This is a genomic window from Corynebacterium antarcticum (genome assembly GCF_016595285.2).
GTDB lineage: Bacteria > Actinomycetota > Actinomycetes > Mycobacteriales > Mycobacteriaceae > Corynebacterium > Corynebacterium antarcticum.
Genome location: NZ_JAENIP020000002.1, coordinates 291,053 through 304,152, shown reverse-complemented (window position 1 = coordinate 304,152; position 13,100 = coordinate 291,053). Strand labels below are relative to the sequence as shown.

At 66.7% G+C, this 13,100-nt stretch carries 14 protein-coding genes; 4 read left to right on the top strand and 10 right to left on the bottom strand.

The window, feature by feature from the left end:
- Positions 1-12: 12 nt before the first annotated feature.
- Positions 13-828: a class I SAM-dependent methyltransferase gene (locus JIM95_RS05525; RefSeq protein WP_200257887.1), complete on the top strand. Its 816-nt coding sequence runs from the start codon at positions 13-15 to the stop codon at positions 826-828.
- A gap of 90 nt (positions 829-918) precedes the next feature.
- Here JIM95_RS05525 and JIM95_RS05520 read toward each other — a convergent pair whose 3' ends face one another.
- Positions 919-1,317 (bottom strand): DnaB-like helicase N-terminal domain-containing protein, encoded by a 399-nt coding sequence (locus JIM95_RS05520; protein ID WP_200257888.1) that lies wholly within the window; start codon positions 1,315-1,317, stop codon positions 919-921.
- A 325-nt stretch (positions 1,318-1,642) separates the two neighbouring features.
- Here JIM95_RS05520 and JIM95_RS05515 point away from each other — a divergent pair, with 325 nt between their 5' ends.
- Positions 1,643-2,455 carry an LmeA family phospholipid-binding protein gene (locus tag JIM95_RS05515; protein WP_200257889.1) on the top strand — a complete coding sequence of 271 codons (813 nt, stop codon included), beginning with the start codon at positions 1,643-1,645 and terminating at the stop codon, positions 2,453-2,455.
- A gap of 9 nt (positions 2,456-2,464) precedes the next feature.
- On the opposite strand, the gene deoC is transcribed toward JIM95_RS05515, so the two are convergent.
- Positions 2,465-3,157 carry a deoxyribose-phosphate aldolase gene (gene deoC, locus JIM95_RS05510; RefSeq protein WP_200257891.1) on the bottom strand — a complete coding sequence of 231 codons (693 nt, stop codon included), beginning with the start codon at positions 3,155-3,157 and terminating at the stop codon, positions 2,465-2,467.
- 74 nt (positions 3,158-3,231) lie between these two features.
- On the opposite strand from deoC, the gene purU reads away from it, so the two are divergent.
- Complete coding sequence (gene purU / locus JIM95_RS05505) at positions 3,232-4,134, top strand: formyltetrahydrofolate deformylase (RefSeq protein WP_200257892.1); 903 nt, start codon at positions 3,232-3,234, stop codon at positions 4,132-4,134.
- A gap of 98 nt (positions 4,135-4,232) precedes the next feature.
- Here purU and JIM95_RS05500 read toward each other — a convergent pair whose 3' ends face one another.
- The 8 genes from JIM95_RS05500 to JIM95_RS05470 all read right to left on the bottom strand — a co-directional run bounded on the left by JIM95_RS05500 (position 4,233) and on the right by JIM95_RS05470 (position 10,950).
- Entirely contained in the window at positions 4,233-4,529 is a 297-nt protein-coding gene (locus JIM95_RS05500) for a DUF2516 family protein (protein WP_234034602.1), read from the bottom strand.
- 74 nt (positions 4,530-4,603) lie between these two features.
- Positions 4,604-5,362, bottom strand: coding sequence for a CGLAU_01105 family protein (locus tag JIM95_RS05495; RefSeq protein WP_200257893.1), 759 nt, complete (start codon positions 5,360-5,362; stop codon positions 4,604-4,606).
- Between the two features lie 52 nt (positions 5,363-5,414).
- A complete protein-coding gene (locus JIM95_RS05490; protein ID WP_200257894.1) occupies positions 5,415-6,734 on the bottom strand; it encodes a DUF445 domain-containing protein in 1,320 nt (439 codons plus the stop codon).
- 52 nt (positions 6,735-6,786) lie between these two features.
- Entirely contained in the window at positions 6,787-6,921 is a 135-nt protein-coding gene (locus JIM95_RS11365) for a hypothetical protein (RefSeq protein WP_255567674.1), read from the bottom strand.
- A gap of 82 nt (positions 6,922-7,003) precedes the next feature.
- A complete protein-coding gene (locus JIM95_RS05485; RefSeq protein ID WP_200257895.1) occupies positions 7,004-7,357 on the bottom strand; it encodes a hypothetical protein in 354 nt (117 codons plus the stop codon).
- A gap of 57 nt (positions 7,358-7,414) precedes the next feature.
- A complete protein-coding gene (locus JIM95_RS05480) occupies positions 7,415-8,164 on the bottom strand; it encodes a succinate dehydrogenase/fumarate reductase iron-sulfur subunit (RefSeq protein WP_198735034.1) in 750 nt (249 codons plus the stop codon).
- A complete protein-coding gene (locus tag JIM95_RS05475) occupies positions 8,164-10,173 on the bottom strand; it encodes a fumarate reductase/succinate dehydrogenase flavoprotein subunit (protein WP_200257896.1) in 2,010 nt (669 codons plus the stop codon). Before JIM95_RS05475 ends, JIM95_RS05480 begins: the two co-directional genes overlap by 1 nt.
- Before the next feature lie 21 nt (positions 10,174-10,194).
- The gene (locus JIM95_RS05470; RefSeq protein WP_200257898.1) at positions 10,195-10,950 is read right to left on the bottom strand and encodes a succinate dehydrogenase cytochrome b subunit; all 756 of its coding nucleotides are present in this window, start codon (positions 10,948-10,950) and stop codon (positions 10,195-10,197) included.
- A 684-nt stretch (positions 10,951-11,634) separates the two neighbouring features.
- On the opposite strand from JIM95_RS05470, the gene ramB reads away from it, so the two are divergent.
- Positions 11,635-13,065, top strand: coding sequence for an acetate metabolism transcriptional regulator RamB (gene ramB, locus JIM95_RS05465; RefSeq protein WP_200257901.1), 1,431 nt, complete (start codon positions 11,635-11,637; stop codon positions 13,063-13,065).
- Positions 13,066-13,100: the final 35 nt, after the last annotated feature.

The following is a 13,100-nucleotide window of genomic DNA, read 5'->3' as shown; positions in this document are numbered from 1 at the left end:
CGCACATCCCTGATGGCCGATCACGCGCACAACCTGGCCGCCGATTTCTCCGCCGGTCGTGGTCGGCCCATCGGTGTGTCCACCCGCGGCACCACCAACCGGAACCGGCTCCGCCGATGCGACAGGTGGATGCTGCACGAGCCCCGCATCCGGGAGGTTCTGCGGCGGGCGGACGGTCCGCTGGCGCTGGATGTCGGGTACGGCGCCTCAGACGCCACGACCGTCGAGTGGGCACAGCGCCTGCGGACGCTCCGCCCGGACATCGCGGTCACGGGTCTGGAGATCACACCCGAGCGGGTGTTCCCCCCGAGATGCGGCGTCACCTTCGAGCTCGGCGGGTTCGAGCTCGCCGGGCGCACCCCCCACCTGGTGCGCGCCTTCAATGTGCTGCGCCAGTACGACGTCGAACAGGTCGTCCCCGCGTGGCGGACCGTGACTTCCCGGCTCGCCCCGGGCGGGGTCTTCGTTGAGGGCACCTGCGATGAACTGGGGCGTCGGTGCAGCTGGCTGCTCATCGACTCCGACGGGCCCGTGTCCCTCACCCTCGCCTGGGATCCGTTCGACGTGGTACGCCCCTCCGATCTCGCCGCCCGACTCCCGAAGATCCTCATCCACCGGAACATTCCGGGGGAACCGGTCCACGAGCTCCTGACCGCGGCGGACAGGGCCTGGGAGTACGCGGCCGGCTGGGCACCTCACGGTCCCCGGGTCAGGTGGCGCGAAGCCCGCCGTATCCTCACCGAATCGGGGATACCGCTCACGCCCATCCGGCGCCCGGTCCGGGACTGTCTGCTCTCGGTTCCGTGGTCGGTGGTGGCACCGGTCTAGCCCGTTCCCGCTTCCCGGGCAGATGGCGGACCGTCGTGTCCCCGGGAGTTCCGCTCCCGTTCGGCGGGAAACCCGGGCACCCCACCGACTTCAGCGCGGGCGCGCACCGAGGAATCCCGCACGACGTTCCGCCGCCCGGCGTTGCCGTCTGCCGTGTTCGACCAACCGCGGGAAGAGCTCCGTTTCATCGGCCCGGAGACCGATGGCCCGGATGGTCTCCGCCATCCGGACGTACTGGCGGCGGTACCACGTACCCAGGAGCTGATCCGCGTAATACACCGTACGAACCGGGAGCGCATTCAGCCCGGAGAGCGCGAGGAGCACCCGCCTGAGGGCATCGGCCGGGACGCTCCCTCTCCCGCGGGCGACGATCCTGGAGTTGATCGACGTCGGGTCACACGGCCTGCCCGCGGTGACCTGCTCGGCGATCAGGTCGAAGATGTGCCCGTACACGGGATCGTTGAAGTCGGCGGAGGAAGCTCCCCGCACACGTACCGGACCGCCGGGTCGTCGGCCCCGTCGCCCCACAACAACGCGCAGAGAAGCTGCGCCTCCGGATCGAGGTCGTCGTCTATGGCGTACAGGAGGTCGTCGACGCGGTCGTCATCCGGGGCGTGATCATCCGCTTTCCCAGGTTCCCGCAACGTGTCACCTCCTTTTCCCCCGTCGTTCCCGCAGATCCTACCCCGCCGATCCGGCCCCGGCCGCGGCCCGTGGCCCGGCCGCACCGTCGGGGTGCGTGGACGGGGACAGTCCCCCGCTCCATGCCCCGCAGGTGTGGCGCAGGAGACGAAGATCAGGAACACTGGGAAAAATGAGTAGCCCTGTGATCAAGAAACGCGGTTCCGGCTGGTGGAAGATCCTCATCGGTGTCGTCCTCGCCCTGTTCGTCATCCTCCTGGTCGCCGAGGTGGCCCTGAGAATGTTCGTGACCAGGGAACTGGAGAGTGATTTCGTGGAGCAGAGCGCGGCCACCGGTGCCGCCACCGATGAGACACCCGAGATCGGATTCGGACCGGCGCCGCTCCTGCTGTCGATCGCCACGGGAACGATCCCCACGGTGAATATGTCGACCCCGTCCACGCTCCGGATCACCCACCCGGACGGTGCCGGATCCGAGGTGGACATCAGTGGCATGCCGGCCTCCGACATCCGCATCACCGATCTCGCTCTCCGCAACCCGGACGGTCCGATCGCCGGGCACGTTGTCGTGGAGACGGACATCTCCGATGACATGATGCTCGCGCAGGTCCAGGCGGCGATGCAGGAGCAGACCGGTGCGGGGGATGACGGGCTCGCGGCTGCACTGCTGCAGAACCTGGTGAAGGTCACCGACATCACCGCCGTCCCCGAGTCCGGCACGCTGGACATCGAATTCACCGATGGCGCGGCACACGTCGTGATCAGACCGAGTGCGGTCGACGGTCAGCTGCAGATCGAGGCCACCGAGACCCGGCTGTTCGGTTTCGCCCTGCCGGGGGAGGTCACCGGGGTGATCAGCAACGCCCTCAGGTCGGGGGCCGCCGACATCGGCGACGGCATGAACGTCGACGCAGTCTCGGTCCGCCCGAACGGCATGCACCTCGAGCTGAGCGGTGACGACATCAACCTGAACGAGATGGGCTGACCCGACCGGTCACTGTCCGGCGCGGTCGTCTCCGACGGCGCCGAGAATCTCCGCTGCCGCACCCCCCACGGACAGACGGGTCGCGCCGGCCGCGATGAGCCGCCGGGCCCGGTCGAAGGTCTCGATCCCACCGGCGGCCTCGACCCCGAGTTCCCGGCCGACCTCCTCCGCGATGGCCCGGACCGCTTCCGGGCTCGCCCCGGGACAGCCGAACCACCCTGTCGAGGTGCGCAGGTAGTTCGCACCGGCGGTGCGCGCCGCGCGTGCGGCGGTACGGATGGCGGCGTCATCCAGGAGACCGGTCTCGATGATCACCTTGAGGGTGACCGGTGCGGGCACCGCTTCCCGCACCGCGACGATCTCCCCGATCATGCGGTTGGTGTCCCCGGCGCGGACCGCTGCGGGATCGATCACCAGGTCCACCTCGTCGGCACCGGATTCCACGGCGAGTCGGGCTTCCGCCGCCTTGATCAGCTGGTGGTGTTTCCCCGAGGGAAAACCGCAGACGGAGACGACCCGCAACCCGTGGCCCTCCGCGGCCCCGGTGGCGTGCAACATCGAGGGCGTCACGCACACCTGGCCGACACCCAGTTCCAGTGCCTTCGACACGTGTTCCCGGACGTCCGCGGCGGTCGCCCACGGGGTGTCGAGCGTGTAGTCGATCATGGCGGCCAGACGGTCGCGGCTGACGGTCTCTTCCATAGCTAAAGAGCCTAGCCTCTTCCGGGCGGTACCGGCGGTGGGTGGTACTTGACCTCCGGAGTAGAATCCCTGGAATGAGCAACACCCAGAACTCCCACACCTCGCCTGTAGCGGAACGTCAGCTGGTCCTCACCCTCGGGTGCCCCGACACCACCGGAATCGTCGCCCGTCTCTCCTCCTTCATCGCCCAGCACGGAGGATGGATCACCGAGGCGGACTACTTCACGGACCCGGACTCCGGGTGGTTCTTCACCCGGCAGGCCGTCCGGGCGGAATCGCTCGACACCCCGGTGGAGGAATTCCGGGCGGAGTTCGACGAGATCGCGACAGGCTTCGGCCCCGGCGCCCGCTGGCGGATCTGGGACACGGCACGGCGCAAGCGGGCGGTGATCCTGGTCAGCAAGGAGGGGCACTGCCTCCACGATCTCCTGGGCAGGGTGGACCAGAACGACTACCCGATGGATGTCGCCGCGGTGATCGGCAACCACGAGGATCTGCGGGTCATCGCGGAGAACCACAACGTGCCCTTCCACCACGTCCCCTTCCCCAAGGATGCCGTCGGCAAGCGCGCCTCGTTCGACCGGGTCGCGGAGCTGGTCAACGAGCACGAGCCCGATGCCGTCGTCCTCGCCCGCTTCATGCAGATCCTGCCACCGGATCTCTGCGAGATGTGGGAGGGCCGCGCGATCAACATCCACCACAGCTTCCTGCCGTCGTTCATGGGTGCCCGCCCCTACCACCAGGCGTACAAGCGTGGCGTGAAGCTCATCGGCGCCACCTGCCACTACGCGACCTCGGCGCTGGACGACGGCCCGATCATCGAGCAGGACGTCATCCGGATCACGCACAAGGACACCCCCGCCGACATGCAGCGCCTCGGCCGTGACGCCGAGAAGATCGTTCTGGCCCGGGGTCTGCGGTTCCATCTCGAGGACCGGGTCCAGGTCTACGGGAACCGGACGGTCGTCTTCGACTGATCCGGGTGCCGGCCGGGGACCACCCGGCGGATATGAGTGTGCCCCGGGTGGTCTCACGCAGAGCCTGCCCGGGGCACCTTCACATATTCACACCTGTTTCACCAGGTGGTCTCACCATTCACGATGTCCTTCAGCTGAGGTCTGACGTCGAACCAGTAGAGGCCGATGACGACCATTCCCACCCACTGGAGCAGCTGCACGTTGATGAACATCGCGACGGCCGAGGCGACGAGTATTCCCGTCCACACCCACTTCTGCTGCCGGTCGGCGGCGGTGAAGGCGTCGTCGCGGGTGGAGGCGCACAGCGCCGCTCCGACGAGCCCCGCGACGCCGATGATCGTCGTCATCAGGAGCACCACGTATCCGAGGATGCGCGCGGATTCGTACAAGAACATATCCATTGTCGGACCGGAGACCTTTCAGGTCGGGCGGAAAAGGTGGGGCGCCGTGTCGGCCACCCCGGAGGTGACTACTTCCCGGTTTCGGTGTCGTCGTCCTCGTTGATCACTTCTCCGTCAATGATATCCGCCGCGTCCGACTTCTCCGAACCGGACGCCTGGACCCGGGTGCGGAGATCGTCGATCCGTTCTCCACCGGTGTTCTTCAGGTCCCGGACGACCTCTCCGGCACGCGCGACGAGGTTGTCGACCGCGTTCCGCACCTCGTCGACGGTGGAGGCGTTCTTCGCGGCGTTGTCGTGGTCGTCGTCACCGCTGCGGTCGCGCAGTGCCTCGACGGCCTCATCGAAGGCGCGGCGGGTGGCGTCGACGGCCTCCTGGAACGCGGTGCGCGCCTGCTGGGCGGCCTCGGTGTCCCGGGTCTGTCCGGCGGCGTTTCGCACGGAGCCGGACAGATCGCGGATGGTGCTCTCGGCGGTGGCGGCGAATCCGGACACGGCTTTCTTCGCGTCCTCCACGGAATCGGCGTCACCGAGATCCTCAGCCGCCTTCCTGGCCTCCTCCGCGGTGTCCTCGACGCGGTCGCCGGCCGACTTCTTCTCGTCCCGGTCGCCGACGTTGCGGAGGTCCTCACGGAGTCGGTCACCGAGCTCCCCGACGAGGGGCCCCAGTGCCGCACCGGCGCTGACCCAGGCGTTGAAGGGCTCGCGGAGCTTCTCGAGCGCATCGGCGAGGACGCCGCTGCCGCTGCCCCGCTGTCCCGCGTCCGCGACGCCTTCTGCTGCGGTGGTGTCCTCGGGGCCGTGGTCGTTCGGTGTGGGGTTGGTCATGGTGAACTCCTTCATTCGTGGGGAATCAGATCGGTTCCCGCGGATCTCCGTTTCAGGCGCCGAAGATGATGTGGGAGACAGTGTAGATGCCGAGACCCGCGAGTGCACCGACGATGGTGCCGTTAAGTCGAATGTACTGGAGATCCTTGCCCACCATCAGTTCGATCTTCTCGCCCGCCTCGTCCGCGTCCCACCGTTGGACCGTCTCGCTGATGATCGAGGTGATCTCCTCGGCGTAGTTGTCCGCGAGGAACGCGGCCGCACCGGTGACCCTGCGGTCCAGGGATTGCCGGAGTTCCGCGTCGTCCAGCAGGTTGTTACCCCAGTTCACGGCGAGTTCGGCGAGCTTCGTCCGGAGCAGCGAATCCGGATCGGAGGTGGCGTCGAGAAGGGACTCGGACGCGCTCCTCCAGATCGTCGCGGCGGCGCCGCGCACCGGGGTCGAACCCATGACGTCCCGTTTGATCGTCTCCACCCGTTCGATCATCTCCGGATCATTCTGCAGGTCGTCGGAGAGTTGTCGGATGAAGCGACGTACGGCCTGGCGTGCCTCGTGTTCCGGATCGGCGGCGACGGCTGCCGTCCACTGGACCAGCTCGCGGTGCACCTTCTCGCCGATGACGTCGTTGAGGATCTGCGGGGCCCAGGCGGGACGTCGCTCATCGAGCATCCGGATGATGAACGGCCCAGCTGCCTCGGCCTTGGCGTGGAGCCAGTGGACGAGCTCGTCGACGACCGGTTCCGTCTTCCCCTCCTCGATCAACTGCGCCATGAGACGCCCGGTCGGAGGTCCCCATTCGGGCTCCGCGATCCTGTCGATCAGGGTGGAGTTGATCACGGCCTCCGCGTCAGCGGGGTCGAGGGCACCGACGATCCTACCGGTCAGCCGCCCGACCTCCCTGGAGACTGTCCGTGCGTTGTCCGGTTCCGACAACCATCCACCGAGCCGGTTCGGAATGCCCGCGGCCCGGACCTTGGCGGTGATCAGTTCCGCGTTGAGGAAGTTCTCGCCGACGAAGCCGCCGAGGGATTCGCCGATCTGGTCCTTCTTGTTGCGGACGATCGCCGTATGCGGGATGGGAAGACCCATCGGCCGGCGGAACAGCGCGGTCACCGCGAACCAGTCCGCCAACCCACCGATCATGCCCGCCTCGCTGGCGGCACGGACGAAACCGACCCACGTGTCGGGCGCCCCGGGTCGGGTCTCGAGCCACCGGCAGAACAGGTAGATCGCCGCGGCGACGATCAGCAGACCGGTGGCGAACGCCTTGTACCGTCGCAGCTGCCGACGGCGCTCCGCCTCCACCTCGGGGGACGGCACGGGGACGGCGAGGAGCCCGTCCCCGTGTTCGGTGAGTTCGTGTGTGCCCATCGCACCATTATGACGGGTGGTGGCCGGGTATCGAGTAATCGCGGCCTCCGGCTCAGGACCGCGTGGCGACCGCGGCGGCACGCCACGGTGGATCCGTGTCCCAGAGCTCGACGGCCGCGGGAATGAGATTGATCACGACGAGGACGGTTATCAGGGCGATCAGGATCCACATGATCTTGTTGCGCATTCCCTGGAGTGTAGCCGCGGAAATGCCGAGACCCCACCACGCCCCTTCGCGGGGCGGTGTGGGGTCTCGGCCGGGCCGGGTGCTAGTGGCGTCCGGTGCGGGCCGCGTACTCGCGGTAGTAGCGACGCCCGTGGTGGATCATCCAGAAGCCACCGACGAGGAAGACGACCGCCATGATCGCTCCGGCGACAGCCATCGGCGCCCAGTTGGGCTGGCTGCCGACCGACCAGGAGCCGAGACCGAAGAGCAGACCGCCGAAACCGGCGAGAGAGCTCAGGATCAGTCCCATGCCGATCCAGGTGGACGAGCGGATGAGCGAGGAGTGCTGCGCGTCGAGGCTGGAGGGATGGTAGCCCTCGACGTAGTGCGGTTCACCCTCGAACAGGGGAAATGACTGCTCGGCGTTGGCCGGAACTGGGGAGTGGCTGGCTGACATAGCGGATGCTGCCTTTCGTGGTCGTACCGTCGGCCCGGGGTCGTCGTCGCGACGAGCCTAGGCGTCCTTTGCGGTGAAGGCCGCTCGGGCCCTCTCTTTGTTGATGGCCGCAACCGCGGTCAGCGGGATACCGGCCGGACATACGTCCGCGCATTCGCCGAAGAGCGAGCACGGGCCGAAGTTGGTCTCTACCTCGTCGACCATGTTACGCGCCCGGCGTCCTCGTTCGTTCTTTCCGAGGGGCATGAGCGAGAGATGCACCAGCTTCGCACCCGTGAACAGGTGGGCCGCACCGTTCGGGCAGGCTGCGACGCAGGCCCCGCACCCGATGCAGGCCGCGTGGTCCAGCGCGAGCTCCGCGGTCTGGTGGTTCATGTGCAGGGTGTCGGCGTCCGGTGCGGTACCGGCGTTGACCGACACGTAGCCACCCTGCTGCATGACCCGGTCGAGCGCGGAGCGGTCGACGATCATGTCCTTGATCACCGGGTACGCCGCGGACCGCAGGGGCTCCAGCTTGATGGTGTCCCCGTCGGAGAAGTTGAACAGCCGCTGCTGGCAGGACGGCTTGTTCTGCTCGGGTCCGTGCGGACGACCGTTGACGGTCAGGCCACAGGTACCGCAGATACCCTCACGGCAGTCGGAGGCGAAGGCGAACGGTTCCTTGCCGGACTCGATCAGAGTTTCGTTGACGTGGTCCAGAAGCTCCAGGATGGACATCTGCTCCACGGCGTCGGGGACGTCGATGGACTCGTAGTGACCCTCGGTCGTGGGTCCGGCCTGGCGCCAGATCTCGAGATGCAGTTTCATTACTTGTAGTTCCTTGTCTGCAGAGGGATCGCATCGAAGTACAGCGGCTCCGCGTGGCGGATGAACTTGTTCTCGCCGTTGGGCTCCCAGGCGGAGACGAAGCACCAGTTGAGGTCGTCGCGTTCCGCCTCGCCCTCGTCTGAGAGGTGATCCTCGCGGAAGTGGGCACCGCAGGACTCGTCGCGGTCCAGGGCGTCGACGCACATGAGCTCTCCGAGGTCGATGTAGTCGGCGACCCGGTTGGCGTACTCGAGAACCTGATTCATCTCCTCGGCGTTGCCGGTGATGTTCAGGCCGCTCCAGAACTCCCTGCGCAGTTCACGGATCTGCTCGATGCCCTTGGCGAGGTCGTCGATGTTCCGTGACACGCCGCAGCAGTAGTAGAGGATGTCGCCGAGCTTGCGGTGGAAGAACTCCGGACCGTGCTCACCCCTGATGTTCATGAGCTTGTCCAGTCGGGACTGGGCACGCTCGACGGCCGCGACCGCCTCGGGATCGTCCTCGGCCATCCGCTCGGAACCGAGCCGGGGCCCGAGGTAGTTCGGCACGGAGAACGGGAGAGTGAACCAGCCGTCGACCGAGGCCGAGAGCAGCGAGTTGGCACCCAGGCGGTTGGCACCGTGGTAGGTCCAGCCCGCCTCGCCACCGGCGAAGAGCCCCTCGATGGACGTCATCATGTTGAAGTCGGTCCACAGGCCGCCCATGGTGAAGTGGCACGTCGGCGCGATCCGCATCGGGGTGACGTACGGGTCCTCACCGATGGTCTCCTCGTACATCTGGAAGAGGTTCGAGTAGCGCTCCCGGATTGTGTCCTTGCCGAGACGCTCGATCGAATCGCGGAAGTCGAGGTACGCGGAGTTGTGCATGGGACCACAACCGAGTCCGGCGATGATCTGCTGTGAGATCGCGCGGGAGGCGACGTCGCGGGGAACGAGGTTGCCGAACGCGGGGTACCGGCGCTCGAGGAAGTAGTCACGCTCGTCCTCGGGGATCGAGTTCGGATCGCGGTCGTCCTTCGGCTCCTTCGGCGACCAGATGCGGCCGTCGTTGCGGAGGGACTCGGACATGAGGATGGTCTTGGACTGCCACTCCGAGTTGACCGGGAGCCCGGTCGGGTGGAACTGGATGAACGACGGGCTGGCCATGTAGGCGCCGTGCTCGTACGCACGCATGATCGCCGATGCGTTGGAGTTCTTCGCCAGCGTCGACATGTAGTAGACGTTGCCGTAGCCGCCGGTGCACAGGATCACCGCGTGGCCCGTGTGGGCCGTCAGCTCACCGGTGATGAGATTGCGCATGACCGCGCCGTGGCACCGTTTCGTGCCGTCATCCTCCTCCTTGACGATCAGGTCGACCATCTCGTTGTGGGTGAAGATCTCGACGGATCCGAGGTGGATCTGACGCTGCAGTGCGGCTGCGGCCGAGAGCTGCAGCTGCTGACCGGTCTGACCGCGCGTGTAGTAGGTGCGGGAGACCTGGACACCACCGAACGAGCGGGTGGCGAGGGTACCGCCGTATTCACGGGCGAAGGGGGCGCCGATGGCGTTCATGTGGTCGATGACCCGGACCGACTCGTAGGCGAGACGCCAGCAGTCGGTCTCGCGGCAGCGGTAGTCGCCGCCCTTGACCGTGTCCTTGACGTGGCGGTAGGCGCCGTCGTTGTCGACCTTCTTGCCGCGGGCGGAGTTGACTCCACCCTGGGCGGCGATCGAGTGGGCACGACGGGGCGCGTCATGGTAGGTGAACGCCTTGACGTCGTAGCCCAGCTCACCGAGTGCCGCCGCCGCGCCGCCACCGGACAGTCCGGTGCCGATGACGAGGATGCGGAACTTCCGGCGGTTCAACGGGGAGACGAGGTTGTAGTGGTCCTTCTGCCATTCCCAGGCGTCCTTCATCGGGACACCCTTGGGTGCGTGGTCCTCGAGGATCCTGCCCGGGGTGACACCGTCGACGCAGGAGGCCGGCTGGGTGAAGTCGGGCTTGGTGTCGGTTTCAGAGTGAGTGCTCATAGTGTGGTTACCTTCCGGGACCTAGTGGATCCAGCCGAGGGCGATGGCCAGCGGGATGGAGATGTTGCCCACCATGACGGCAGCAGGCACCAGGTAGGAGATGAACAGCAGGACGGCACGGGTACGGTGACCGGTGATCCCCAGGTCGCTGACGGCGGTGAACAGTCCGTGGGACAGGTGCACGAAGAGCACCATCATCGCGGCGATGTAGAAGATGGTCACGGGCCAGCGACTGAAGCTGGCGACCATGTTCGCGTAGACCGCACCGTGCTCGAAGACCGCGGAGGCGGCGGGCTGGACGCCGAGGGTCAGGTCGAGGATGTGGAAGACGATGAACAGCAGGAGCACAAGGCCCGAGACGAGCATCGTGCGCGTGGCGAACGAACTCAGGCCACCCATCAGGTTGGTCCGACGGAACTTGCCCCGGGACTTGTGCGCACGTCCGGTCAGGGCGAACGCGCCGTAGACGTGCAGGATCAGTGCGGTCAGCAGCACGATCCTGAAGATCCAGAGCACACCTTCGCGGGGCAGAAGTGGTTCACCGACGGTACGGAGGAATTCTCCGTAGACGTTGATGGCGGGTTCGCCGTCGTGGTCGGGAAGGAAGATCTTCAGGTTTCCGATCATGTGGATCAGAACGAAGCCGCCGAAGATGAGGCCGGTGACGGCCATCGTCAGCTTCAGCGCCCAGCTCGGGACCTTCGGCCGCTCACGCAGCGGCTTCTCGGTAATTTTGCCGTGACGGATTGCGTCACGGTCCATATCTTTGACAGTCATGGCACCTCCAGTGTTGACCTAACCTTACGGTGCGTTAAGGTCGCCAAACCAGCCGTTGACAGGCGCGGTGACATAGCTCACGTCCATCAACCCTGCCACCACGCCGGACTTTAGGGTAGCGTTACCTGTTTCCACCCTTCCCCCACCGCCGGAGCGTACCGTTCACCTGCTGAAACGGTGACGGGTTTAGAGGGTTGTCTACGGATGTGATCTGAGACACCATTGGGGTCCATGTCACCTCACGCCTACCCCATTCGGGATCAAACTTTAGTTGAATCCTCCCCCACCTTCCCGGGAAAACCGTGTTCGAGGGCGGAACCCACCCCCAGCGAGGGGCCGGAAGTCAACCACTCGGGACGCCCACCCGCACACACCGGCCCCATCTCGGCGAGCGGTTCCACTCCGCCCCACCGCCGACGCCCGGGACAGAAACACTGTTCACCTCGGTTTTCGCCGCCCACTCCGGGCCTGATCCGATGATCCGTCATCGACGGGTGCGCCTCCGCCCCACCCAGGCACACGACACCGGACGTCCCGGATCCGGACCGACGCCGGGACGGAACGCCGCACCATCCGAGCAACGATTCACCCGCCGTTCCACCCCGGTTCTAGGGGGGTTGCAACTTTGCACCATTCACAGGCAAATTCCAGCAAAGAATCACCGGAGTCGCTTAGACTCCTCCCATGGGCAAGACATATGTGGGGTCCCGACTGCGGCAGCTCCGGCGGGAGCGCGACCTGAGTCAGGCCGCGCTGGCCTCGACACTCGGGCTCTCCGCGTCCTATGTCAACCAGATCGAGCATGATGTGCGTCCGCTCACGGTGCCGGTCCTGCTCCGCATCACCGAAACGTTCGGCGTCGACGCGACCTTCTTCTCCCGGGACGACGATTCCCGCCTCCTGGCCGAGGTTCAGGACGTCGTCCTCGACCGGGAGATCTGCCCGGACGCGGTCGAGCTCCGGGAGTTGTCGGAGATGGTCTACAACCATCCGGCGCTCGCCAGGGCGATGGTCGAGATGCACCGGCGGTACCGGAACGTCCGGGACAAGCTCTCCCTGGCCACCGATGTCCGCCACTTCCCGCCCTCCGCCGACTCCGGCGTCCGGGCGGTGGACAACCCGCTGGGTATGCCCCACGAGGAGGTCCGGGACTTCTTCTACGCCCGGCAGAACTACCTCGATGGGCTGGACGTCTCGGCGGAGGAGCTCGCGGAGGAACTCGATCTCGACCCCACCGATCCGTCCCGGACGGAGGACGCGATCATGCGACGCCTCGCGCTGCACGGGGTCACGGTGCACAGGGGGACCGGGTCCGGGGACACGCTCCACCATCTCGACCCGGAGAGCGGCACCCTGTCCCTCTCCCCCAGGCTGAACAGCGGGCAGCGGGCCTTCCGGATGGCCGCCGAACTGGCGCACCTCGAGGCCACCGACATCCTCGGCGAGGCCGTCGATTCCGGCCATTTCACCTCGGAAGAATCCCGGATCCTCGCCGCCCGGGGCGTCGGAAGCTACTATGCGGCAGCTCTCCTCATGCCCTACCGGCGATTCCACGCGGAGGCGGAGCGGTCGGGCTACGACATCGACCACCTCACCCAGCTCTTCGGGGCCGGATACGAGACCATCTGCCACCGGTTGTCCACTCTCCAGCGACCGCAGCTACGCGGTATCCCCTTCACGTTCGTCCGAGTGGACCGTGCCGGGAACATGAGCAAGCGGCAGTCCGCGACAGGCTTCCACTTCACCCATTCGGGCGGCACCTGCCCGCTGTGGAACGTGTACGAGACCTTCACCAACCCGGGTACGATCATGCGCCAACTCGCCCAGATGCCCGATGGCCGGAACTACCTGTGGATCGCCCGCACCGTCCGCCACCATCGCAGCCGTTTCGCGGAACCCGGGAAGCTGTTCGCCATCGGCCTGGGTTGCGAGGCCCGCCACGCCGAGCGAACCGTCTACGCGGAGGGCCTGGACCTGACGAATCTCGATGCCGCGACACCCATCGGCGCCGGATGCCGGGTCTGCTCCAGGTCGGACTGTGCGCAACGCGCGTTCCCGCCCGTCCACCGCCCGCTGAAGATCGATGCGCACACGTCGACGATCGCCCCCTACTGAACACGGGAAACCGGCCGGGGAAGAACCCGCCGTCC